This is a genomic window from Rhodococcus sp. Z13, from assembly GCF_025837095.1.
Classification (GTDB): domain Bacteria; phylum Actinomycetota; class Actinomycetes; order Mycobacteriales; family Mycobacteriaceae; genus Rhodococcus; species Rhodococcus sacchari.
Window position 1 is genome coordinate 3,610,157 of sequence record NZ_CP107551.1, and the last position, 22,505, is coordinate 3,632,661.

19 protein-coding genes are annotated in these 22,505 nt (G+C 70.6%); 3 read left to right on the plus strand and 16 right to left on the minus strand.

Going from position 1 to position 22,505, the window contains the following annotated elements; translation table 11 throughout:
* The first annotated feature begins 8 nt into the window (after positions 1-8).
* Complete coding sequence (locus tag OED52_RS16545) at positions 9-704, plus strand: GntR family transcriptional regulator (RefSeq protein ID WP_264151929.1); 696 nt, start codon at positions 9-11, stop codon at positions 702-704.
* Positions 705-830: 126 nt separating this feature from the next.
* Here the strand turns inward: OED52_RS16545 and OED52_RS16550 are convergent, their stop codons facing one another.
* The 4 genes from OED52_RS16550 to OED52_RS16565 all read right to left on the minus strand — a co-directional run bounded on the left by OED52_RS16550 (position 831) and on the right by OED52_RS16565 (position 6,405).
* Positions 831-3,188 carry an aminotransferase class V-fold PLP-dependent enzyme gene (locus OED52_RS16550; protein WP_264151930.1) on the minus strand — a complete coding sequence of 786 codons (2,358 nt, stop codon included), beginning with the start codon at positions 3,186-3,188 and terminating at the stop codon, positions 831-833.
* A 160-nt stretch (positions 3,189-3,348) separates the two neighbouring features.
* A complete protein-coding gene (locus OED52_RS16555) occupies positions 3,349-4,800 on the minus strand; it encodes an aldehyde dehydrogenase family protein (protein WP_264151931.1) in 1,452 nt (483 codons plus the stop codon).
* A 25-nt stretch (positions 4,801-4,825) separates the two neighbouring features.
* Positions 4,826-5,638, minus strand: coding sequence for a creatininase family protein (locus OED52_RS16560; protein ID WP_264151932.1), 813 nt, complete (start codon positions 5,636-5,638; stop codon positions 4,826-4,828).
* On the minus strand, positions 5,635-6,405 hold the full coding sequence (locus OED52_RS16565) for an amidohydrolase family protein (protein WP_264151933.1): 771 nt from the start codon (positions 6,403-6,405) through the stop codon (positions 5,635-5,637). The genes OED52_RS16560 and OED52_RS16565 overlap by 4 nt, the downstream gene beginning before the upstream one ends.
* A gap of 153 nt (positions 6,406-6,558) precedes the next feature.
* On the opposite strand from OED52_RS16565, the gene OED52_RS16570 reads away from it, so the two are divergent.
* The gene (locus OED52_RS16570; RefSeq protein WP_264151934.1) at positions 6,559-7,113 is read left to right on the plus strand and encodes a cytidine/deoxycytidylate deaminase family protein; all 555 of its coding nucleotides are present in this window, start codon (positions 6,559-6,561) and stop codon (positions 7,111-7,113) included.
* Positions 7,114-7,117: 4 nt separating this feature from the next.
* Here the strand turns inward: OED52_RS16570 and OED52_RS16575 are convergent, their stop codons facing one another.
* The 5 genes from OED52_RS16575 to OED52_RS16595 form a co-directional block, all read right to left on the minus strand.
* Positions 7,118-8,476, minus strand: coding sequence for a GMC oxidoreductase (locus OED52_RS16575; protein ID WP_264151935.1), 1,359 nt, complete (start codon positions 8,474-8,476; stop codon positions 7,118-7,120).
* A complete protein-coding gene (locus OED52_RS16580) occupies positions 8,473-10,005 on the minus strand; it encodes a gamma-glutamyltransferase (protein WP_264151936.1) in 1,533 nt (510 codons plus the stop codon). The genes OED52_RS16575 and OED52_RS16580 overlap by 4 nt, the downstream gene beginning before the upstream one ends.
* The gene (locus tag OED52_RS16585) at positions 10,002-10,637 is read right to left on the minus strand and encodes a cyclase family protein (protein ID WP_264151937.1); all 636 of its coding nucleotides are present in this window, start codon (positions 10,635-10,637) and stop codon (positions 10,002-10,004) included. The genes OED52_RS16580 and OED52_RS16585 overlap by 4 nt, the downstream gene beginning before the upstream one ends.
* An 83-nt stretch (positions 10,638-10,720) precedes the next feature.
* Positions 10,721-12,241, minus strand: coding sequence for a glutamine synthetase family protein (locus OED52_RS16590; RefSeq protein ID WP_264151938.1), 1,521 nt, complete (start codon positions 12,239-12,241; stop codon positions 10,721-10,723).
* Positions 12,234-13,580, minus strand: a complete 1,347-nt coding sequence (locus tag OED52_RS16595) for an aromatic ring-hydroxylating dioxygenase subunit alpha (RefSeq protein ID WP_264151939.1) — start codon at positions 13,578-13,580, stop codon at positions 12,234-12,236. The genes OED52_RS16590 and OED52_RS16595 overlap by 8 nt, the downstream gene beginning before the upstream one ends.
* Positions 13,581-13,667: 87 nt before the next feature.
* Here OED52_RS16595 and OED52_RS16600 point away from each other — a divergent pair, with 87 nt between their 5' ends.
* Positions 13,668-14,114 (plus strand): hypothetical protein, encoded by a 447-nt coding sequence (locus tag OED52_RS16600; RefSeq protein ID WP_264151940.1) that lies wholly within the window; start codon positions 13,668-13,670, stop codon positions 14,112-14,114.
* A 30-nt stretch (positions 14,115-14,144) separates the two neighbouring features.
* Here OED52_RS16600 and OED52_RS16605 read toward each other — a convergent pair whose 3' ends face one another.
* From OED52_RS16605 to OED52_RS16635, 7 genes are read right to left on the minus strand one after another with little or no spacing between them, the layout of a single operon-like run.
* On the minus strand, positions 14,145-15,101 hold the full coding sequence (locus tag OED52_RS16605; protein WP_264151941.1) for a PDR/VanB family oxidoreductase: 957 nt from the start codon (positions 15,099-15,101) through the stop codon (positions 14,145-14,147).
* Between the two features lie 56 nt (positions 15,102-15,157).
* Entirely contained in the window at positions 15,158-16,702 is a 1,545-nt protein-coding gene (locus OED52_RS16610) for an amidohydrolase (protein ID WP_264151942.1), read from the minus strand.
* Between the two features lie 52 nt (positions 16,703-16,754).
* The gene (locus tag OED52_RS16615) at positions 16,755-17,750 is read right to left on the minus strand and encodes an ABC transporter ATP-binding protein (protein WP_264151943.1); all 996 of its coding nucleotides are present in this window, start codon (positions 17,748-17,750) and stop codon (positions 16,755-16,757) included.
* Positions 17,743-18,747, minus strand: coding sequence for an ABC transporter ATP-binding protein (locus OED52_RS16620; protein ID WP_264151944.1), 1,005 nt, complete (start codon positions 18,745-18,747; stop codon positions 17,743-17,745). The genes OED52_RS16615 and OED52_RS16620 overlap by 8 nt, the downstream gene beginning before the upstream one ends.
* Entirely contained in the window at positions 18,744-19,871 is a 1,128-nt protein-coding gene (locus OED52_RS16625; RefSeq protein WP_264151945.1) for an ABC transporter permease, read from the minus strand. The genes OED52_RS16620 and OED52_RS16625 overlap by 4 nt, the downstream gene beginning before the upstream one ends.
* The gene (locus tag OED52_RS16630; RefSeq protein ID WP_264151946.1) at positions 19,868-20,734 is read right to left on the minus strand and encodes an ABC transporter permease; all 867 of its coding nucleotides are present in this window, start codon (positions 20,732-20,734) and stop codon (positions 19,868-19,870) included. Before OED52_RS16630 ends, OED52_RS16625 begins: the two co-directional genes overlap by 4 nt.
* The gene (locus OED52_RS16635) at positions 20,727-22,388 is read right to left on the minus strand and encodes an ABC transporter substrate-binding protein (protein ID WP_264151947.1); all 1,662 of its coding nucleotides are present in this window, start codon (positions 22,386-22,388) and stop codon (positions 20,727-20,729) included. Before OED52_RS16635 ends, OED52_RS16630 begins: the two co-directional genes overlap by 8 nt.
* Between the last annotated feature and the right edge of the window lie 117 nt (positions 22,389-22,505).

Here is a 22,505-nt window from a genome sequence, read left to right on the forward strand (position 1 = left end):
GGTCACTCATGAGCGACACCAGTACCGGGCACGCTTTGGTGGACGACACCGCAGCAGCCATCCGAGCGAAGATCATGTCCGGCGAGATCCCCATCGGAGCGCAGCTCCGGCAGGCCGAACTCGCGAAATCCCTCGGCGTCAGCCGCACCCCGGTGCGCGAGGCCCTGCGGCAGCTCCAGGCCGGAGGACTGATCGAGGTCGTCCCCAATCGTGGTGCGGTCGTGCGCGTCCCGGTCCCCTGGGAGGTTCGGGAGGCCTACGAGGTCCGTGCCGAACTCGAGGCCCTCGCCTGCGAGCGGGCCGTCGACCGGATCACCGACGACGCCCTCGAGGAGCTGCGGGAGACGAACCGCATTCTGCGCGAGTCTCCCTCGGAACGGAGCGAGCCGGGCAAGCCCGCCGCCAGCACCCTCGCCAACGACCGCTTCCACACCCTCATCCACGAAGCGGCCGGCAACGAACGGCTCACCCGGGTGATCGCCCAGCTCAACGAGACCTTCCCCCGGAACGTCTCCGCCATGGTGCTGCAGGACAATTCGCGCCACCGGGAGGACAACCTGCGCGAGCACGAGCAGATCGTGGCCGCCATCGAGGCCGGCGACCACGCCGCCGCGCGCGAGGCGATGCGCCGGCACGTGCTCAGTGCGGGCGAGCAGCTCGCCCGCTGGTACGAACGCCGGTCCTCGACGGTCTTCAAGGGCTGACGCCCGCGTCCGGAACCGGACGAGCACGGTCGGGAACGGCACACGAGCACACGCGGGAACCGCACACGAGCACACGGAGAACCGGCCCGGACGCCCCTGCGACGTCCGGGCCGGTCCGTTTCCCGGTCAGACCCGGGCGGGGGCCAGCATCCGATCCGGTTCCAGGAAGTCCAGATCGGGTCGCTCCACTCCCGTCACCAGGTCCGCGAGCGCCTCGCCGACCGCGGGCCCGAACTTGAATCCGTGGCCCGAGCACGCGGCCGCCACGAGGATCTGCGGGGTCTCCGGCAGCGGGCCGAGCGCGAAGCGATTGTTCGGTGCCATCGTGTACCGGCAGGACAGCGAGTCGACCACCGCCCCGTCGGCGGCCGGCAGGAAGCGGCGGACCAGATCGTGCAGGATGTCGATCTCGCTCTGCGACACCGGCTTGCGCGCGACGGTGAGGTCGTCCGCGGGGCCGTGGTCGAGGCCCACCTTGAGGGTGTCGCCGCCGTAGGACGGGATGCCGTACATCAGGCCGACCTCGGGCACCTCGATCGAGAAGGGGCCGAGGTTCGGGGGCGCGAGCATCTCCGGCCGGGACCCGGCCACATGGATGTTGACGATGCGCACCACGTCGAGCACGGGTGCGAACTGCGGGAGCAGCTCCGAGATCCACGGTCCCGCACAGACCACCACGCGCGCGGCGCGGATGCGCCCGGCGGTGGTGGTGACCACGGCGCCGTCGCCGTCGGCGTCGATGCCGAGCACTCGGACGCCCTCGCGACGGTCCACCCCGGCACGCCGGCCGATCGCGGTCAGCTGGGCCATCGCGGCCGCAGCGTCGACGACACCCGCGGCGGGGTCGTACAGTGCGCGGAAACCGGCGCCGAGTTCGAGTCCGGGGAAACGCCGGGCCGCCTCGACGTGGTCGACCATCACGCAGTCCGGCCCGTCGAGCCCGGACTCGGCGTCCAGCGCACGGGCGTAGAGGCCGCCGGTCGTGGTGATCAGCGGCCGGGCGATCTCCTCCTCGAGCTCGGCCCAGGCCCGGTAGGCGCGGTCGACGAAGGGGTACCAGATCGGATTCGGGTAGGCGCGCCGGATCATCCGGGCGCGACCGTGCGACGAGCCCTCCACGTGTCCTTCGGAGAACTGTTCGAGCTGGATCACCCGCACACCGCGCCGCGCGAGTTGCCAGGCGGTGGAGTTGCCGTGGATGCCCGCCCCGACGACGACCACGTCCGTCGACTCCGCGGTCTCCACCGGTGCCGAGCGACGCGGGGCGAGGTCGGCGAGCGAGGGGGTGGCGGGCAGCGGCACCCGCACAACTCCCTCGGGTTCCTGCAGCACCTCGACGAGGGCGTCGAGGTCGTCCTGCCCGTTGTAGACGTGCATCGAGGCGCGGACCACGGCGTCGATACCGCGGTCGCCGAGATCCCACTGGGCGTGGGCGGCGGGTACCGCGACGACGCGGATTCCGCGCCGGCGCAGGTGTTCCTTGACCTCGAGGGCGGACCGTCCGTCCACGCCGAAGGTGACGATGCCACCGCCCGCGGCCGGTGGGTCGAGGACGGTGACACCGTCGACCTCGGCGAGCTTCGTGCGCAGCAGGCTCCCGAGGCCGTCGATGTGCCGGGCGATCGCGTCGATGCCGGTGGCGAGTGCCTCGTCGAGAGCGGTGCCGAGGCCGAGTTCGAGGGCGTGTGAGGCCTCCCAGGTCTCGAACCGCACCGCCGAGTCCTTCAGTGCGTAGGAGTCGTCGGCGTTCCACGCCGCTCCCCGCACGTCCGGGGCGCCGGGACGCAGGGTCTCGCGCGCGGCCGGGGAGACGTACAGCAGGCCGGTGCCGCGCGGGCCGCGCAGGAACTTGCGTCCGGTGGTGACGAGGATGTCGCAGCCGATCGTCGCGACGTCCACCGGCAGCTGGCCGACGGACTGTGTCGCATCGAGCAGGTAGGTGACGCCCGCTGCGCGGCAAAGCGTTCCGACCTCGGTGACGGGTTCGACGAGCCCGGAGGAGGTGGGCACGTGCGCGACGGTGACGAGCCGGGCGGGTGTCCTCAGGGCTTCGGCGAGGGCGTCGAGGTCGATGCGACCGGCCGCGTCGTTGGGGACGATCTCGATCTCGATACCGACGCTGTCGCGCAGTTCCAGGAGGTGCAGAGCCGAGCTCACATAGCTCGACCGGGAGACGAGCACCCGGTCGCCGCGCTGCAGTCTCAGTGCGGCGAGGGCGCGGTGCCAGCCGTCGGTGGCACTGTTCACCAGTGCGATGTCGGTGGCTTCGGCGCCGAGCAGCCGGGCCGCACTGTCGTACACCGCGTCGATGCGCCCACGGGCGAGGGCGTCGGCCTCGTATCCACCGATGCGGGACTCGACTTCGAGATGCTGCCGCACCGTGGACAGCACCCCCGACGAGAGCAGCGCGGCGCCCGCGGCGTTGAGATGGTGGGAGAGGCCGGCCCCGGGCGTGTGCGCGCGGTGGTCTGCAACGTCGATCACGAAGCACTCCTGGATTGAAGGGGCGAGTTCGCCCGGTCCGCTTTGTATACCGACATTAGCAGATTGGATCCAATAATGTCGCGCCGGAGAAAGACGAAAACGGCATCCACGGAGCGCTTTTCGCTCCGCGGATGCCGTTTCGGCAGCACGAGTGCCTCGTCTACAAGGCGACGACCACGCTCTTCGGTTCACAGAATCCGAAGAGTGCCTCGTCGCCGAGATCCCGGCCCACACCCGAGTCCCCGACCCCGCCGAAGGGCAACGCGGGATCGAAGACGTTGTAGGTGTTGACCCACACCGTGCCGACTCGCAGCCTCGCCGCCATCCGGTGGGCCCGGGAGACGTCCTTCGTCCAGACGCCCGCGGCGAGACCGTAATTCGTGTCGTTGCCGATCGCGACGGCCTCCTCCTCGTCCTCGAACGGGATGACCCCGACCACCGGCCCGAAGATCTCCTCGCGCGCGATGGTCATCGAGTTGTCGACCCCGACGAACAGGGTCGGTTCGACGAAGAAGCCCGGCCGATCGGGCACCCCACCGCCGACGAGCACCTGCGCGCCCTCCTCGCGGCCGATCCCGATGTAACGCAGGACCTGCTGCCTCTGCTCCTCGGAGACGAGGGGGCCGACGGTGATGCCGCCGTCGAGACCGTTGCCCACGGGCACCTTCTTCACCGCCGCGGCGAGCCGCTCGTGCATCTCGTCGAGGATGGACCGCTGTACCAGCAGACGGCTTCCCGCCGTGCACATCTGGCCCGAGTGACCGAACGAGGCGCGCATCGCGGTGAGGACCGCCGCGTCGAGGTCGGCGTCCTCGAACACGATGTTGGGACTCTTGCCGCCGAGTTCGAGGGTGAGCCGCTTGCTGGTGGGGGCCGCCGCTGCCATCACCGCGCGCCCCACCTCGGTGGAGCCGGTGAACGACACCTTCGCGACGCCGGGATGCTCGACGAGCCGGGCGCCGACGCGACCGTCGCCGGTGACGACGTTCACCACACCGGCGGGAACACCGGCCTGCTCGCACAGCGCCGCGACGCGCAGCATCGTCAGCGGGGTCTGCTCGGCGGGCTTGACCACGACGGTGCAGCCGGCGGCGAGCGCGGGCGCGAGCTTGAAGCAGCCCGTCATGATGGGGAAGTTCCACGGCAGGATGAGCGCGGCCACCCCGACGGGTTCGCGGGTGGTGTAGACGTGGTGCTCCCCGGCGATCGGGACGGTGGTGCCCGTCAGGCGGGTCGTCGCTCCGGCGAAGTGCCGGAAGGTGTTCGCGCTCGACTGCGTGTCGGCGCGGGACCGCTCGATGGGCTTGCCGTTGTCGCGGGTCTCGAGCACCGCCAGTTCCTCGAGGTTCTCCTCGATGAGATCGGCGATGCGGGTGAGGATCCTGGCCCGTTCCAGGGGCGGCAGTGTGCGCCAGCGTCCGTCCTCGTGGGCGGCGGCCGCGGCGGCGACGGCAGCGTCGACGTCCGCGTCGGTGGCCGACACCGCGCGGGTGAGGACCTCCCCGGTGGCGGGGTCGAGGACGTCGAAGCATTCACGGTCCCCGGCGGGGATCCACCGGCCGTCGACGTAGAACGGTTCGGCGGCCGAGACTGCGGGTTCGGTGACGGTCAACGAAGAAACTCCTGACAGGCGTGGATCAGCGTGGGGTGGGCCAAGGTTCGGCGATCGCGGCGGCCACCGCCTTCGCGGTGGTACGGATGCACCGTTCCATCTCGCGGGCCCCGTTCTCCTCGGTGGCCTGCTCGACGTCCCGGCCCCACACGCCCGAGCGACTGACCTGGTCGGTGCGGTAGTCCCAGAAGGTGTCGCGGTCCTCGAGCGACTCGGCCCGGTCCATGTGCACGACCTCCGGGTCGATGTGCAGCATGAGCGAGGTCTCGAAGTAGTTGGCGTGCATCAATCCTCGTCCGTAGGTGACGCGGCCGTCGACCTCCGGGCCCGGATAGCAGGTGACGTAGAAGATGCAGCGCACCCGCACGTCGTCGTACTTGACGCGGAGCTTGTCGGCGACGACCTCCATCGGACCCGCGTTCCAGGTGTGGGCGTTGACGAAGACGAACTGCCGCACCCCGAGTGCGTAGAGGGAGTCGGTGATGTCCTCGAGCATCGCGATCATCGTCTCGGGACGCAGCGTGAGGGTGCCGGGCAGGGTGCCGTGGGAGCCGGAGACCCCGTAGACCAGCGGCGGCACGACCGGGACACCGGTCAGCGCGGAGACCCCGAGGCAGACGTGGTGGGCGATCTCCCCGTCGACACACAGTCCCAGATGCGGTCCGTGCTGCTCGGTCGCGCCGAGGGGGATCAGCACGGAATCGACGTTCTCGAGCATGCTTTCGCACTCGCGTGCGGTGAGGCGCTCCCACTGGATCGGCTCCCCCGTGCCGCCGAGTTCGGCCGCGAGTTCGGCGGAGACGACCGGCGAGTAGAGGCGTTCGAATCGTGGGCTCACACCGTCACCTCGAGCTTCAGCAGGCGGGCCATGTTGAGTCCCTCGACCTTCGCGCGATCCGCGTCGTCGGGGATCGCCTTGCGGATCTTGAGTCGTTCGATGTCGAAGTCGCTGCCGGGCCATTCGGTGCCCATGAGGATCTTGTCGGGGCCGAGGCGGTTGTAGGCGCGCTTGACGTCGGAGAGCAGGGTCGCGGAGGTCTCGAGGTAGATGTTCTCGGTGCGCTCGGCCACGGTGATGGCGTCGGGCACGTTCCACACCGCCCCCATGTGGGCGATGATGGTCGGCACCTCGGGGTAGTACCTGGCGACCTCCTCGATCGCGAACGGCGAGCAGAACGCGTCGTCGAGGGAGTTGAACAGCACGATGAGGCCGCGCTCGCGGCACACCTCGAAGATGGGGTCCAGCAGGCCGTGGTCGGAGGCGATGTAGCCGTGCAGGGAGGGGTGCAGCTTCAGCCCGGGCAGGCCGGCGTCGGCGATCCGGTGGATCTCGCGCTCGGCATCGTCGTCCTGCGGCATGACCTGCCCGAATCCGAAGAACCGGTCGGGATGGGCCGCGACGAGGTCGATGAGGAAGTCGTTCTCGATGCGCTGAGCGAGCGAGCAGACCATCGCCATGTCCACGCCGGCGGCGTCCATGCTGTCGAGGATGCGCTGCGGGTCGAACGGGGTGTAGGGCGGCGGGGCCTCACCGCGCCGCACGCCGGTCAGATAGTCCGACCGGCCACGAACGTCCTGCGTGGTGTTGTAGGCGTCGATGATCATTCGGGGATTCCCCTTCGTCGGGTGGATGCACGCCTGCAAGGCAATCCGGCTCGCCCGAGGCACGAGTACGAAGCTAACAGAATTGGATCCAATTATTGCCATACAGAATCCATTCTTAACGCCGATGTAACGCGTCGCTGCGAACCTGACGGAATGACAAGCATTTCCGGATCCGTACCCGACACCCCACCCCCGCCCGGCCTCGCCCTCGAGGACACCGACCTGTGGGACGCGGCCGTCTCCCTCCTGCGGCGCACCTACCGCTCGGGCCGGCACGAGGTCGCCGCGGCCGTGCGGACCCGCTCGAGCGGCATCCACGTGGGCGTCCACATGGCGGGGTCGGCCGGCCGCACGTCGATCTGCGCGGAGGGCATGGCGCTGGGGGCGGTGCTCGCCGCCACTCCCCCGGAGCTGTCGCTCGCCGACGAGATCGACACCGTCCTCGCCGTCCTGCACCGGCCGGGAATCGGGATGCGCATCGTCTCGGCCTGCGGGGTGTGCCGCGAGCTGCTGTTCGACTACTGCCCCGAGGCGTGGAACTACGTCCACCGGTTCCCCGACGATGCGCCGCCTCCGGGAACGCCGGAGGCCGTGTACCTGCCGGAGACCGGACGCGGAATCCGCGAGGTTCCCGCACTCGCCCCCGGATCGGCAGAGCGTCTGCGGGTGCGGGAACTGATGCCCGCCAAGAACGTTCGGTCCTGGTGACGTCTCAGCGCAGCCCGGCCGCGAGTGCGGTCGCGCTGCGCCAGGCCAGGGCCTCGACGGTCTGCACGGGGCCGCGGCCCCCGCAGGTGGGGAAGGTCGCCGTGCCGGTGACCACCAGGCCCGGCACCCCGTGGACCCGTCCGTAACCGTCGACCACCGAGGTCTGCGGGTCGGTTCCCATTCTCGCCCCGCCGTAGAGGTGCGTGCCGAGGGGGTGCGCGGCGAACTCCTCGGCTGCGGTGATGGCGGCCCCGGCCGCGACGAGCCAGTCGCGCATCACGCCCTGCAGACGGCGGGCGCGGCGGTGGTCGTCGTCGTGCAGCGCGAAGGTGAGCCGTGCGACCGGCCGGCCCAGCACGTCGACCGCCACCGGATCGAGGTCGATCGCGTTGTCCCGGTGGGGCAGCTGCTCGGGCTGGGCCCACACCGCACCCCACTCGGGGTCCGGCGACGGAGCGGGGCCGGTCATCGCCGCCTGCAGGATCGAGCCTCCGACGAATCCCTCGCGGGTGCAGTCGATCCCGTCGGCGTCGTACTCGGCGACCGCCGTGGCCGTCGCGGGCCCCGCCGATCCCCGGTCGAGATTCACCCCAGGGAAGTGCCCGCGCACGCGAAGGAAGTTGTGCGACATGAAGTACCGCCCGACGGCCGGGCCGCCGAGCCCTGAGAGCAACAGCAGGCGCACGTTCGCGAGCACCGACCCGGCGAGCACCACGGCCCGGGCGGTAACCGTACGGATCCGCCCCTCGTGGTGGACGCGGACACCGGCGACACCCGACCGGTCGGTGAGCACCTCCAGGACGGTGGTGCCGGGCATCGTGGTCACCCGCCCGGTGGCCACCGCCTGCCCGAGGAGGACTCCGGTGTCGCGGGACGCCGCGGCCGGAGCCGCGAAGGGCTGCAGGCCGAGGGTCCGGGCAGCCGCCGCCATACGGCGGGTCCACTCCGTCGGCGGCCGCGGTCCGACCCGCAGGAGGTGTTCGACCCGCTCGTACCACTCGTGCAGGTCGGCGGGGTCGAGCGGCCAGTCGCGAACGTCCGTGCCGGGCGGCAGGACACCGGCGCCGTGACGCACCTCGACCCGTGTGCGCATCCGCAGCGTCCACGGGTCCAGGCGGTAGCTCTGCGGCGCAGCGAGGAGTTTCGATCCCCCGATCCCGTCGCGGCCGGCCTGCGGGCCCGGCGCGCGCACCGCCTCCTCGTACACCGTCGAGCGCACCGTCGGCGTGGCCGCCGCGAGCGGCGCCCGGGACTCGCTCCCGGACGTCCCGGCGTCGATCGCGGTGACGGCGTGCCCGGCACGGGCCAGCGCCCACGTCGCGATCGTCCCGGCCGGCCCGAGGCCCACCACGACGACGCTCACACCACCGGGCCGGTCACGATCTCCGCCGCCCCGTCCGCGCGGGGGTCGGATGCGGTGGACAGGTTCCCGCCGGCGAGGCGGGAGACCTGGACGTGGCCCGCCTCGTCCCAGCGCGCACCCCGTGCCGTGCTGCGCAGCCCGGCGCGTGCCGCGACCTCCGCGAGATCGTCGGCGACACCGTCGTGTTCGACGACGAGGGTGGGCTCGTCCGCGCCGATGTCGCGGGCACCGAACACCCACCGTTGCCGGCCGAGCACCTCGGCGGCATCGGCGCCGGGGTCGGTGAGGTCGCCGGCGACCTGCGACAGGATCCACGGCTGCGCCCGTCCGCCCTGGCAGCCGAGGGCCAGCACCAGGTCGTCGCCGACCGCGACGGCAGGGCTGAGGGTGTGCGGCGGCCGGGCTCCGGGGCGCAGGAAGGCGGGATGGCCGGGGTCGAGGGAGAACGCCGATCCGCGGCTGTGCAGCACGATCCCGGTCTCGGATTCGAGCAGGCCCGCGCCGAAACTCTGGTACACGCTCTGGATGAGCGTCACGGCACGGCCCTCGTCGTCGACTGCGGTGACGGCGACGGTGTCACCCTGCGGGCGGGGGACACCGGGCCCGGTGAGCGCCGCGAAGACGTCCGTGCCCTCCGCGGCCGCGAAGAACCGGTCGAGGTCGACCTCGGCCACCCGCGGGTCGGCGAGCAGCGCGTCGCGGGCCTGCGCGACGCGGATGGACCGGTCGAGCAGGTCGGCGGCGGGCCGGTGGGCGTCGTCGCCGAGGACGGCGAGCAGCGCCGAGGCCTGGCTCGGGGCGGGCGCGGCGAACCACGTCACCCCGGAGATCGTGCGGGAGACCGGGGTGGTCGTCTCGGCCCGGTGGGCGGCGAGATCGTCGGCGGTGATCGGGCTGCCGAGTTTCTGCAGTCCGGCGGTGAGGGTGGCGGCGAGTTCGCCGGTGTAGAGGGCGGACGGATCGTCGGCCAGGGTCCGCAGGGTGCGGGCCAGGACGGGTTGCCGCCACAGGGCGCCCTCGGCGAGGGGCTGTCCGTCCTCGTCGAAGAAGGCCGCTCGCGAACCCGGATCGGTGCGCAGCAGTTCGGCGTTGGCGAGCAACGCGCGCCGCATGCCCGCGGACACGGCGGTGCCCTCCTCGGCGACCCGGGCCGCCTCGGTCAGCGCCGAGGACAGGGGCAGGGCCGCGCCGAGACCTTCGAGGGTCCGCCAGCCCGCCACCACACCGGGCACGGTCACCGCGAGCGGTCCGCGGCCGGGCATGCGGTCGTGGGCGGCGCGGATCGCGGCCACGTCGATTCCGGTGGCCGCGGCCCCCACCGAGACGACGGTGTGCACGGAACCATCCGGCTCGCGCACCACGGCGATGAGGTCGCCGCCGAGGGCGCACTGGTGCGGGTAGACGACCGTGAGGACGGCGGCGGCGGCGAGGGCCGCGTCGAGGGCGTTGCCACCCGACTGCACGGCCTGCCGGGCCGCCGCGGTCGCCTCGTGGTGCGGTGCCGCGACCGCGACGCGCCGCGTGCTCATCGCCGGATGAGGATGGTCCGGGCCGGCGCCGCCTCGCTGCCCTGCAGCTTCAGTGGCAGGCACACCATCTCGTACGGACCGGCCTCGACGGCGGCGAGATCGAGCCCCTCGAGGATGATGACGCCGTTGGGCAGCAGCTCGTGGTGGGTGTCCCACTCGACGGTGTTCTCGGGGGATTCCAGGGTCAGGTAGTCGATCGCGATGATCTTCACGCCGCGTTCGCGGAGCAGCGCCGCACCGTCCGGTGCGAGACCGACCCACTGCGAAGGCTTCTCGTCGGCACGCAGCGCGCCGGACTCGGACGAGTTGACGGTCTTGAGGATGACGCGGGTGGCGTCGCCGATCCCGGCCGCCTCGAGTTCGGCGGCACCGATCTGTCCCGTCACGCCGGTCAGGTCCAGCACGACGGCGGGGCCGACGAGCACGTCCATGTCGATCCGGTCGACGGGCAGTTCGCCGTCCTTGAAGTGCAGCGGGGCGTCGACGTGGGTGCCGGTGTGCGAACCGATCAGCCAGCGGGTGACATTCGAGGCGTCGCCGGCGGCGATGGACTCGACGGTGGTGATCTCGGGCTTGCGTCCCCAGTGCAGCATCTGCGGGTGGATGGGGAGGGAGATGTCGAAGATTTGCACGGTGTCTCTTTCTGTCGGGTCCCCCGCGGGACCGAGCGTAGCGGGCGCATCGGGTCGACTGCGCCGGCGGTGAGGGGTGCGGCTCAGAGCAGGCCGAAGTATTCGCGTTGTTCCCAGTCCGAGACGTGCGCGAGATAGCGTGCGAACTCGGAGCGTTTGAGCGCGAGATACCAACCGACGAAGTCGGATCCGAAGGCGGCGGTGAGCTGTTCGTCGGCCTCGAGGGCGTCGAGTGCCTCCCCCAGCGAACGCGGCAGGCGCGGTGCGCCCGGTTCGTAGGGGTTCTCGGTGGGCATGCCCGGGTCGAGTTCGCGGACGATGCCGTCGAGGCCGCTCGCCACCTGCGCCCCGATGTAGAGATAGGGGTTGGCGGCGGGCTCGCCCGATCGATTCTCGAGCCGGGTGTTCGGGTCGCCGGGGGAACCGACCACGCGGACCATCGCGCCCTTGTTGTCGATGCCCCACACCACCGCGTCGGGGGCGAGGGAGAACGGCATGTACCGCTTGTAGCCGTTGACGGTCGGGGTGGCGAAAGCGGTGGCGGCCGGTGCGTGGGTGAGCAGTCCGGCGAGATAGTGCATGCCCTCGGCCGAGAGCGTTCCGGAGCCCTCGGAGGTGAAGACCGGTGCGCCCGTGGAGATCTGCCGCAGCGACTGGTGCAGGTGCCATCCGGTGGAGGCGGTCTGCGTGCCGGCGGGCCGCGACATGAAGGTGGCGTGGTAGCCGTGGCGGCGGCAGATCTGCCGGATCGCGGCGCGGGCGAGGACGACGTTGTCGGCGGTCTGCAGGGCGGAGCCCGGTGCGAGCGTGATCTCGAGCTGGCTCGGGCCGAATTCGAGTTCGATCGAGCGCAGCGGCAGGTCCGCCCGGGTCAGACCGTCGTGCAGCGCCTGCACGAGATGGTCGAGCGAGTCGAGCCCCTCCTCGTGCAGCAGTTGCGAGCCGGTGCTCACCGGGGTGACGGTGGCCGCCCGGCCGGGTGCACCGGGGGTGCCGATGCGGTCGGCGGTGAGCTCGTCCTCGGTGGCGCGGAAGACGTGGAATTCGAGTTCCGCGCCGGTGACCATCTCCAGGTCGTGCTCGGCCAGGCGGGCGAGCTGGTGGCGCAGCACGGTGCGCGGGCACAGCGGCACCGGCCGGCCGTCGGGAAAGTGCACCTGGCACAGCAGCCATCCGGTGCGGGCCGCCCAGGGCAGGACCCGGAAGGTCGTCGGGTCGGGCACGAGCACGATGTCGCCCGCGCCGGAGAAGCCGGCGACCCCGACGCCGGTGTCGGAGGAGAACACCGAGAAGGCCGAACGTCCCGAGGTGTCCTTGAGCAGCAGGGACGACGGTGCCGTCACCCCGGCGCGCATGGCGCCGGGGACGGCGTCGCGGGTCATGGTCTTGCCGCGCAGCACCCCGTGCTGGTCGACGAACGAGAAGCGCACCATCTCGATGCCGAGTTCGTCGATGACACGGCGCATCTGCGCGGCGGCGGCGTAGTGTTCCTCGGTCCACAGCCCGTGGGTGTCGACGAATCCGCCGCGTTCGGACGCGAGCAGCGGGCGGGCGCTCGACCCGTCACCGCCCTCGGAGATCGGGCGCTCGTCGATGCTACGCATCGGCCAGATCCTGTGCGTCGTCCGAGGAGGACTCCGACGCCCACGGCGAGGCGTTGCGGCGCTCGGCCTCCCGCTTGCGCCAGTGCTGCTCCCAGTCGTCTGCGGGGGCGATCGTGTCGACGGCGAGGGGTCCGCGCAGTGCCGCGGCGGTGGCGCCGTCGACGGGCAGGCCCGGGACGGTGTTGCCGGCCTCGAACGCCTCGATGGCGCGCAGCAGCATGCGGCGGTTGGCGGTGACGGCGCGGTCGGAGACACCGAGGCGTTCCTGGGTTCGGTCCTGGATCGGCCCCATCGACTCGACGGCCCACTGGTCGTGGACGTTGATGTCGAGACCCATACCGGTGTAGGTGAGGTCGCGCTGTTCGGCCGGGTCGAATCCCCAGTTGTTGGAACGGTTCCGGATGGGGCGGTAGTCCGGGAGGGTGACGCCCTCGAGGCGCTGTGCGAGCAGTGTCTCCTTGTCGGTCTCGTCCTGGAAGTCGTAGAAGATCATGTACCAGTAGTGGTTCTCGTCGTCGATGGGGACGTGCCACTGGATGAAGACCTTGTTGTTGCCGAACGGCACGACGAAGGCGTTGGGGAACACCAGGTTCGTGATGCGGACGTGCTTGATCTCCTCGGTCAGGTCCCGCAGCGCGAAGACCCGCAGGCCGTATTCGGTCTGCTCGACCTCGATGTCGGGGCGGTAGCTCTCGCCCACGAGCTTGGAGAGCTTCTTGCCGGTCCCCTCGACCTCCTCGCTGAACTGCTGGCCGTAGACCTCGCGCGGGTCCTCGCCGACGAAGCGGTGCAGGAAGGAGACGTGGCTGGGGTCGATGCCGCCCTCGAGTCCCTGCAGCCAGTTGCACTCCCACAGGCCCTTGAACGCGAAGGTGTACTCGTCGGGGGCGGTGAAGCAGTCGTAGGCGGGGAACGGGGGCGGGTCGCCGGCCCCGAGATAGGCGAAGATGATGCCGTTGCGTTCCTCGCAGGGGTAGCTGGCGATGCGGACGCGCTCGGCGAAGCGGCTGTGCTCGGGTTCGGCGGGCTGTTCGAGACACTGGCCGTCGGCGCCGTAGAGCCAGCCGTGGTACAGGCAGCGCAGGCCGCCGTCCTCGAGGCGCCCGAAGGACAGGTCGACGCCGCGGTGGGCGCAGAAGCGGCTCACCAGGCCCCAGCCGCCGTCGGGCCGCTTGAACAGCACGAGGTCCTCGCCCATGAGCCGGACGGCCTTGACGGGACGGTCCTCGGGCATCTCCGAGACCAGGGCCGCGGGTTGCCAGTAGGCGCGCATCATCTTGCCCAGCGGGGTTCCCGGTCCGGTGCGGGTGAGCCGTTCGTTGTCTTCCTGCTTCAGCATGCTCGACACCTCGTATCCTATTACTATTGGATTGGATCCAATATTGCCAGATTGTCATCCACGCGCAAATCGAGAACGGAGCCGCACGTGACCGCAGCCTCTTCCCCGGCACGCCCCGACCATCTCGGCAGGCTCGCAGCCGTCCTCGCCGGCGCCACCGCGACGACGCATCTCGTGACGGCGGCGTTCCACCACACCGCCTCCCCCACCACCGCGCTGCTCGTCGTCATGGCCGTCGCCTGCCTCACCTGCTGCCGGCATCTCTGGCGCGCACCGGGCCCGGCCACCTTCGCCACCGCGGCCGTGACGACGACGCTCATGCTGGCCCTGCACATCCCGCTGCCCCACCACGACCACGGCACCGGACACGTCGCCGTCGACCTCACCACCACCGGTTCCCTCGATCTGCTCATGACCACGGCGACCGGGCTGGCGCTGATCGAACTCGCGGTCACCGTCACCGCGGTCTTCGTGCGCACCCGCACGATTCCCGAAGCGGTGCTGGGCCGTCCGGCCGGCGCGGCGCACTCCTGACGCCGGGGCACGCCGCGCTCGGCCGGCACGTCAGACGTCCAGGACGAGCCGCGGCGTCCGCGACCGGCCGACGCAGATCATCATCGTCGTCCCGGATTCGCGTTCCGCCTTCGTCAGCACCGAATCCCGGTGGTCCGGAACACCCTCCAACACCTTCGTCTCGCACGAACCGCAGAAGCCGTCCTCGCACGAGAACGCGACATCCGGGTCGACCTCACGGACCACCTCGAGCAGCGACCGGTCCGCGGGGACCGGCAGAACCACCCCACTACGCCGCAGCTCCACCTCGAATGCCTCGTCGGGATCCACCACGGCATCCGGGTCCACGGGGGCGGCACCGAACCGCTCGTAGTGGAAGGCCTCCTCCCCCAACGCCGTCCGGGTGGCCTCCGCCGCGGCTCTCAGGAGCGGCTCGGGACCGCAGCAGTGCACCGCGGTACCGGCGGGTGCGGCCGCCAGCGCGCCGGCGAGATCGGGATGCCCGAGCTCGTCCTGCGGCACCACGACGACGTCCGGTCCCAGCGCCCGCGCCTCGTCGACGAACGCCATCGACGCCCGGCTCCGGCCACCGTAGAGCAGCGACCAGGACGCACCCCGGGCGGTGAGCTCACGCGCCATCGCCAGCAGCGGCGTGATGCCGATGCCACCCGCGATCAGCAGGTGATGCTCCGAGTCGGCCAGCGGGAACAGGTTGCGGGGCGGGCGGTATCCGACCCGGTTTCCGGGGCGCAGGGTGTGCACCTCGGCGGAACCACCGCGACCGGCCGCCTCGCGCAGCACGGCGATGCGGTAGCTGTGCTCGTCGGCCGGGTCGCCGCACAGGCTGTACTGGCGCACGGTCCCGGAGGGCAGCACGAGGTCGATGTGCGCGCCCGGTTCCCAGCCCGGCAGCGGCGCTCCCTCCGGATCCTCGAGCAGCAGCGAGATCACGTCCTGCGCCTCCCAGCGCACTTGGCGGATCAGCAGTTCGGGTGCGGCAGTGGACACGGTCGAAAACCTCCATGTACGAGTGCGACCCCGGAGCGGTCTCCGGGGTCGCGGGATCATCCGATGGTCGTGAACCGCCCGGACGCCACGGTGCCGCGCACGAAATCCGGTTCGGTCATCCGGTCGTCGGGAGCGGTGAGAGGGTCGTCGGCGAGCAGTACGAGATCCCCCGGCCCGCCGGGGACGAGGCATCCACCGGCCCTGCCGAGGAGCGCCGCGGCGCCGGTGGTGTGCAGTCTCCAGGCCGCCTCGGCCCCGATCTCGCCGACGGCCAGGGCCATTCCCGCTGCCGGAGACAGCTCCGGGCCGGGGGCGTCCGATCCGCCTCCGACGACGACGCCGTGGGCGAGCCAGTCCTCGAGGCGGCCGAGCGTGGCCGCGGCGGGTTCGCCGAGACGGTTGCGGATCGAGGGCACAGCCGCGCCGCTGAGCGCGGGTTGTGCGGCGACCCCGACACCGAGTTCGGCTGCCTGTGCCGCGAACTCGGCGCGGTGCTCGAGATAGGCGTGGATGAGGTGCGTGCCCGTCCCGGCCCAGGACGGGAGGACCCCGGTGGCGACGGGCCGGCGGAGCAGGTCGAGCACCAGTTCCACCGCGGCGGGTCCGACGGTGTGCAGGGCCAGACCGCTGCGGCGCTGCGCGGCCCACGCGATGTAGCGCTCGAGGGTGTCCGTCGACGTGGACTGCACCCCGCAACTGTCGGTTCCGGGCCAGGGATCGTGGCGCAGGGCTGTGCCGAGCATTCCCCCACCGTCGACGAACAGCTTGACGGGCCCGAGGGACAACCGGGCGTCCGGATCCTCCGGGATACCGACGGATTCGACCTGCTTCCGGAAGTGTTCGGGGTCGCTCCCGTCCGGGGCGTGGGGGAACACGACGATGCGGACGGGCGGGTCCTCGCTCGCGTACAGGTCCCGGTAGGCGGCGAGTTCGTCGATCCCCAGCGCGGGGTCGGCCGCGCAGGTGACGCCGACGCGGACGAGTTCGTCCAGACCGGCACGGATCCATCCACGGCGCTGCGACTCGGTCGGAGCCGGGACGACCGCCGAGACCACGGCCACGGCACCGTGTTCGACGAGTTCACCGGTGAGGTGCCCGTCGGCGTCACGGCCGAAGTGCCCGCCCACCGGATCCGGTGAGTCGTCCCGGATCCCGGCGCAGTGCAGCGCAGCCGAGCTGGCGAGCCCGTCGTGGCCCCGCCGGTCGAGGAGCATCGGGCGCCCGCCGGCGGCCTCGTCGAGTTCCGCGAGGGTCGGCAGACGCCGTTCCTCGAGGGACGTCTCGTCGAAACCGGCACTGCCGAGCAGCCAGGAGGACCGGGGCAGGCCGGACGCGGCGGCACGGATACGGTCGAGTACCTGCGGGATCGAGGTGCAGTCGTCGAGCCGCAGTCGGCCGGCGGCGCGCCCGAGCCACATGACGTGGACATGGGAGTCGACGAAGGCGGGTGCGATCACCCCGTCGTGGTGCACCGTGCGGATCCCCTGCGGCGCAGCCGCGGTCACCTCGGCGATCGAACCGATCGCCGTCACCGTTCCGTCGACGATGCACACCGCCTCGGCGGTGCGGGTGCCCGCGGCCGGTCGGACGTCCCCGCACACGACAAGCGAGGATGCCGGATCGAACCCCTCCCGGGGTGCTCGGGTGGGCATGTCAGGCACTCAGCGAGTCCGGGAAGTGGCAGCGCACCGCACGGCCGTCCTTCCGTTCCGCCAGCGGCGGCGCCACCTCGCGGCACATCGGGTCCACCACGGGGCAGATGTCCGCGAACCGGCAGCCGGTGGCCGCACGGGGAATCGACGGCACGTCCCGGTCGAGGTCACCGGCGGCCCCGGAGTGGCCGGGCACGGCGTCGAGCAGCATGCGGCTGTAGGGGTGAAGGGGCTCGTCGAAGAACTCGTCGGCGGGGGCGATCTCGACGATCCGCCCCAGATAGACCACGCACACCCGGTCGGCGATGTGCCGCACGACGCCCATGTCGTGCGAGACGAACATCATCGTCAGGTTGCGTTCCTTCTGCAGGTCCACGAGCAGGTTCACGACCTGCGCCTGGATCGACACGTCGAGCGCGGAGACCGGTTCGTCGGCGACGACGAAGCGCGGGCTCACGGCCAGGGCCCGGGCGATCCCGACGCGCTGGCGCTGGCCACCCGAGAACTGCGTGGGATAGCGGTCGAGGAGCGCCTTCGAGATGCCGACCTGCCCGAGCAGTTCCTCGACGTAGCCGTCGATGCGATCGCGTTTCATGATGCCGAAGTTGCGCAGGGGCGCGGCGACGATCTCGCGGACGGTCATCCGCGGATTGAGCGAACCGAAGGGGTCCTGGAAGATCATCTGCATCTCGCGGTGGAACTCCCGCATCTGCGGCGGCGCGAGCGACTCGATCCTCCGGCCCCGGTAGGTGATCGTCCCACCCACCACCGGGGCGAGCCCGAGCAAGGCCTTGCCGAGAGTGGACTTCCCGCTGCCGGATTCGCCGACGACGCCGAGCACCTCACCTTCGAGGATCTCGAGCGAGACACCGTCGAGCGCGACCGGGGCACCCGAACGGGCGCGGCCGTATCGCACGGTCAGGTTCTCGACTTCGATCAGCGGTGCACGCTGGGGCTGCTCCGTGTGCGGTTCGTGTCGCGTGGCGGTTTCAAGCATGGGCGGGTACCTTCACTCGGTTCGTCAGGCACGCATCGAGGTGCCCCGGGGGCGAGTCGGCGGGCAGCAGGAGCGGGATCCCGTGGTCGCAGTCCGGAGTCGCCAGACTGCACCGCGGCGCGAAGGCGCACCCGTCGGGCCGCTCGGCCCCGCGGATCGGGTCGCCGCCGATGGCCGGCAGCCGGGTGAGGCGCGGTCCGTGCACGGGGGTGCGGGATTCGAGCAGTCCGCGGGTGTAGGGGTGGCGAGGGTTGCCGACCACCTCGTCGACGGTGCCGATCTCGACGATCCGCCCGGCGTACATGACGGCGACCCGGTCGGCGACCTCGGCGACCACGCCGAGGTCGTGGGTCACCAGGATCACCGACGATCCGGTCTCGCGTTGCAGACGCTTGATCAGCCGCAGGACCTGCTGTTGGATCGTCACGTCCAGAGCGGTGGTGGGTTCGTCGGCGACGAGGACACGGGGATCGTTGGCGAGGGCCATCGCGATCATCACGCGCTGGCGCATGCCGCCGGAGAACTCGTGGGGATAGGACCGGTAGGCGCCCTCGGGGTCCACGATGCCCACCGCGTCGAGCAGTTCCACGGCGCGGGCCCGCGCCTCGCGACGTCCGAGAGCGCTGTGCAGACGCAGCATCTCGACGATCTGTGCGCCCACCTTCTGGATGGGGTTCAGCGCCGACAGCGAGTCCTGGAAGACCACCGCGATCTCGGAGCCGCGGATGGCACGCAGGTCCTTCTCGGTGGCGGTGACGAGGTCGGTGTCCCCGAAGGTCGCGCGTCCGCCGACGGTGGTGCCCGGCCCACGGTTGAGGCCGATCATTCCCATCGTGAGAGCGGACTTCCCCGAACCGGATTCGCCGACGAGGGCGAGCAGTTCACCGGGGTACAGGTCGAGGTCGACGTCCGCGACCGCCGGCACCGTGCCCTCCGACGAGCGGAAGGACACCGAGAAGTTGCGCAGGGACAGGACGGGATCCGTTTTCGGCGTCACGACATTCCCTTCCGCAGGCGGGGATCGATCGCGATCTGGATCAGATCCACGACGAGGTTGACGAGGATGAACACGGTCGCGATCGCGAGGACCGCGCCCTGGACGACGAGGTAGTCCCGCTGGATCACCGACGACACCAACAGGTTTCCGATGCCGGGATAGGAGAACACCGACTCGGTGATGACGGCGCCGCCGATGAGCGAACCGAACTGGATACCGAGCGCGGTGACGATCGGCAGAGACGCGTTGGGCAGCAGGTGCCGGAACACGATGCGGGACTCGGAGGCACCCTTCATCCGGGCGGTGCGGATGAAGTCCTCACCGCGGACGTCGAGCACCGCGGTCCGGGCCATGCGGGTGAAGAAACCGGCCATGGAGATCGCCAGTGTCGTCGCGGGCAGGACGAGATGCTCGATCCAGGGCATCACGAGATCGGGACGGTTCTGCAGGATCGCATCGAGCAGAACGAAATTGGTGGTCGGGGTGTAGTCGAGGGAGGACGGCATGCGGCCGAGCACCGGCAGCCACCCCAGCACCACACCGAACAGGTAGATCGACGCGACACCGAGCGCGAACCACGGCAACGCGAAGGTGAGGGTGGACAGCGCGCGGATGCCGGTGTCGATCCAGGTGTCCTTCGTCAGGGCGGCGACGATGCCGCCCGCCACCCCGATGAGGACGGCGAGGAACATCGCGGCCACGGCCAGTTCGAGGGTCGCGGGCAGCGCGGTCCACAGCAGGTTCGCGACGTCGTTGCCGCCGTAGTACGACGAGCCGAGATCGAAGGTGACGAACGAGCGCAGGAAGTCGACGTACTGCTGCCACAGCGGCCGGTCCAGCCCGAGCTGTTCGTTGATCAGGGCGGTGTTGGCCTCGATCTCGGCGGAGGTCAGGCCCTGGGTTCCGTTGGTGGCGAGCGAGGATGCCGGTGAGCCCGGCATCAGGCGCATCGCGAGGAACACGAAGGTCGTGATCGCCAGCAGCATCGGCGGAACGAGCGCGATGCGCTTGAGTACGGCGATCCCCACCCCGCTGCGGTCCCGGCGGGACGGGAGGGCGGCCTTCTCGGCCGGGATCGCGGGCGGGGCGGTGAGTCCGGTGGCAACCGGTTGGGTCACTGTCATCGCATGTCCTTGACGTCGATGGCATCGCGCAGGTCGTCGCCGACGAAACTGCAGGCGGCCACGAACAGCACCGTCAGCAGCGCCGGCAGCAGCACGAGCTGCGGGGCGGAGTAGATGAACTCCTGGCCGGCCTGGACCATGTAACCCCAGTCGGGCGTGGGCGGCTGGATCCCCAGTCCCAGATAGGACATTCCGGCAGCGAACCCGGCCGCGATCGACAGCGTCGTGACGAACTGGACGAGGATCGGTCCGGCGATGTTCGGCAGGATCTCACGGAAGAGCGTGCGGGTCAGCCGCGATCCGCCCACGCGGGCGGCGAGGACATAGTCCTTCGACGCCTCCCGCAGCGCGAGCGTGCGGGTCAGTCGTGCGAAGGCGGGCGCCAGGGCGATGCCCACGCCGACGACGAGGGTGCCGGCACCGGGGCCGGCGATCGCGACGGCGATGATGATCAGCACGATCGACGGCATGGCCATACCCAGGTCGGTGAACCGCATGAGCAGCTGGTCGAGACGGCCACCGCGGTAGCCCGCGACGAAACCGAGCACGACGCCGATGATGCAGCTCAGTGCCGCGGCCAGGATCGACACCTCGACGAGCGGCCGCGCCCCGTACACGAGACGGGCGAGCTGGTCGCGGCCGAGATCGTCGGTGCCGAGCAGGTGCCCGGACGAACCGATGGGCAGCAGCGGGGCCGCGTCCTGGCGGAGCGGATCGGTGCCGACGAGCATCGGCCCGAGGATCGCCAAGAGCACGAAGAAGATCGCTGTGCCCCAGGCGATCACCGCGACGGGGCGGCGGGCGATCCGGCGACCGGACCGCTTCCGCCCCGAGCGTTCCTTCGGTGGGGCCGAGCTAGACACGAGCGGTCTCCGCGAAGCACCGGTGGTTGGCGAGCGCCGCGAGGTTGAGGTCGCTCACCCCCGCTCCGGTGACGACGGGGTTGCTCGCGCACGCGAGCATCGCGATGCCCATGATCTCGTCGGCGAACTTCTTCTGCAGCGCCGTGTAGATCTCCTTGCGCTCCGCGGGATTCGTGAGGGCGCGGGCCTGTTTCACCATCGGATCGAAGGTCTCGGCGTAGCCGGGGAGCGTGTTGTAGCCGCCGACCACGCCGGCGTAGACACCGGTGGAGATGGTCATCTCGCCGGCGAGGTTGTCGGGATCGGGGACGTAGGAGTTGCGCTCCCAGATCATCAGCTCGTGGCCGGACGAGGTGGGGTCGAACACGCGGGACGAGAAGGTCGCCGGGTCGATGGTCTCGACCGTGACCTCGAGTCCGATGTCCTTCAGGTTCTGCTCGACGATCTGGGCGGCGCGAGGGTGCCACGCGTCGGAGGCGGCGAGCAGGGTGAGGCGGCGGCCGCTCGCGCCGACGGATTCGAGCAGGCGGCGCGCCTCGGCCGGATCGCTCTTGCTGATGCCGGCGAGGGAGGTGTCGTAGCCCTCCACGGACGGCGGCAGCAGGTAGCCCTCCGGCAGCGCGCCGACGCCGAAGAAGACCTGTTCGAGGATGGCCTTGCGGTCGATGGCGAGGTTGATGGCCTTGCGCACCTCGAGTTCGGCGAGCGCCGGCTGACGCACGTCCATGATGACGAAGGCGTCGAAGGACGGGTCGGGTTCGTAGACGACGACCTTGTCGTTGCCGCGCAACTGGCCGAGCGACGAGTGCGGGGTCAGCTCGGTCGCCGAGATGTCTCCGGAGATCAGCGACGAGATGATCGTCGAGGGGTCCTGGATCTGCTGCAGGACGAGACGGCGGGTGGCGGGGGCGCCCTCGTAGTAGTCGTCGAACGCCTCGAGCACGACGTTCTGGCCCGAGGTGGAGGACACGAGCTTGTACGGTCCCGTGCCGATGAGGTTCTTGCCGATGTCCTGGCCGTACTGCTCGATGGCGGCGGCGGGCATGATGCGGCCGCCGATGTCGGACAGCTTCGACAGCACGGTGCCGTCCGGGGCCTGCAGGACGAGCTCGACGGTGGAGTCGTCGACGGCGCGGATGGACTCGAGGTTGTTGCCGATGGACTTGAGCGGCCGCGACGAGCCGGTGGGCAGGGTCGGGTCGTTCTTGTCGAACTGGCGGCTGAGCGAGCGCACGACGTCGTTCGCGGTGAGCGTGCTGCCGTCGTGGAAGGTGACGCCCTGGCGCAGGGTGAAGGTGTAGGTGCGGCCGTCCTCGCTGACCGTCCAGGACTCGGCGAGATCGGGCTGCGGTTCGTTGGTCTCGAAGTCGATGAAGGTCAGGCCGCGGCAGACGCAGTCGACGACCATCCAGTCACCGAGGGTGGTGTAGAAGGCGGGGTCGTGGATGGCGCTGGTGCCGTCGATGCCGATGGTCAGGGTTCCGCCCGAACCACCCGAACCCGCCCCGGAGCCGCCACCGTTCGGCTGGGCGGTGCCGCACGCCGCGGCGAGAGTCGTGACACCGAGTCCGAGTCCGAGCACCCCCACGCCGCGCAGCAGCGAACGCCGAGAGAAGGACGGGGTCTCCGCAGTGCGTTTCGTCGAATCCACCATGAGTTTTCCTCATCATTGGTCCAGTGAGATTGGATCCAATCTATAAGGTTACGTATGCAATCCATGTAACCGATTGCTACGTTCATGTTTCGAGGTGGGCCGAACGACCCGGTCCGA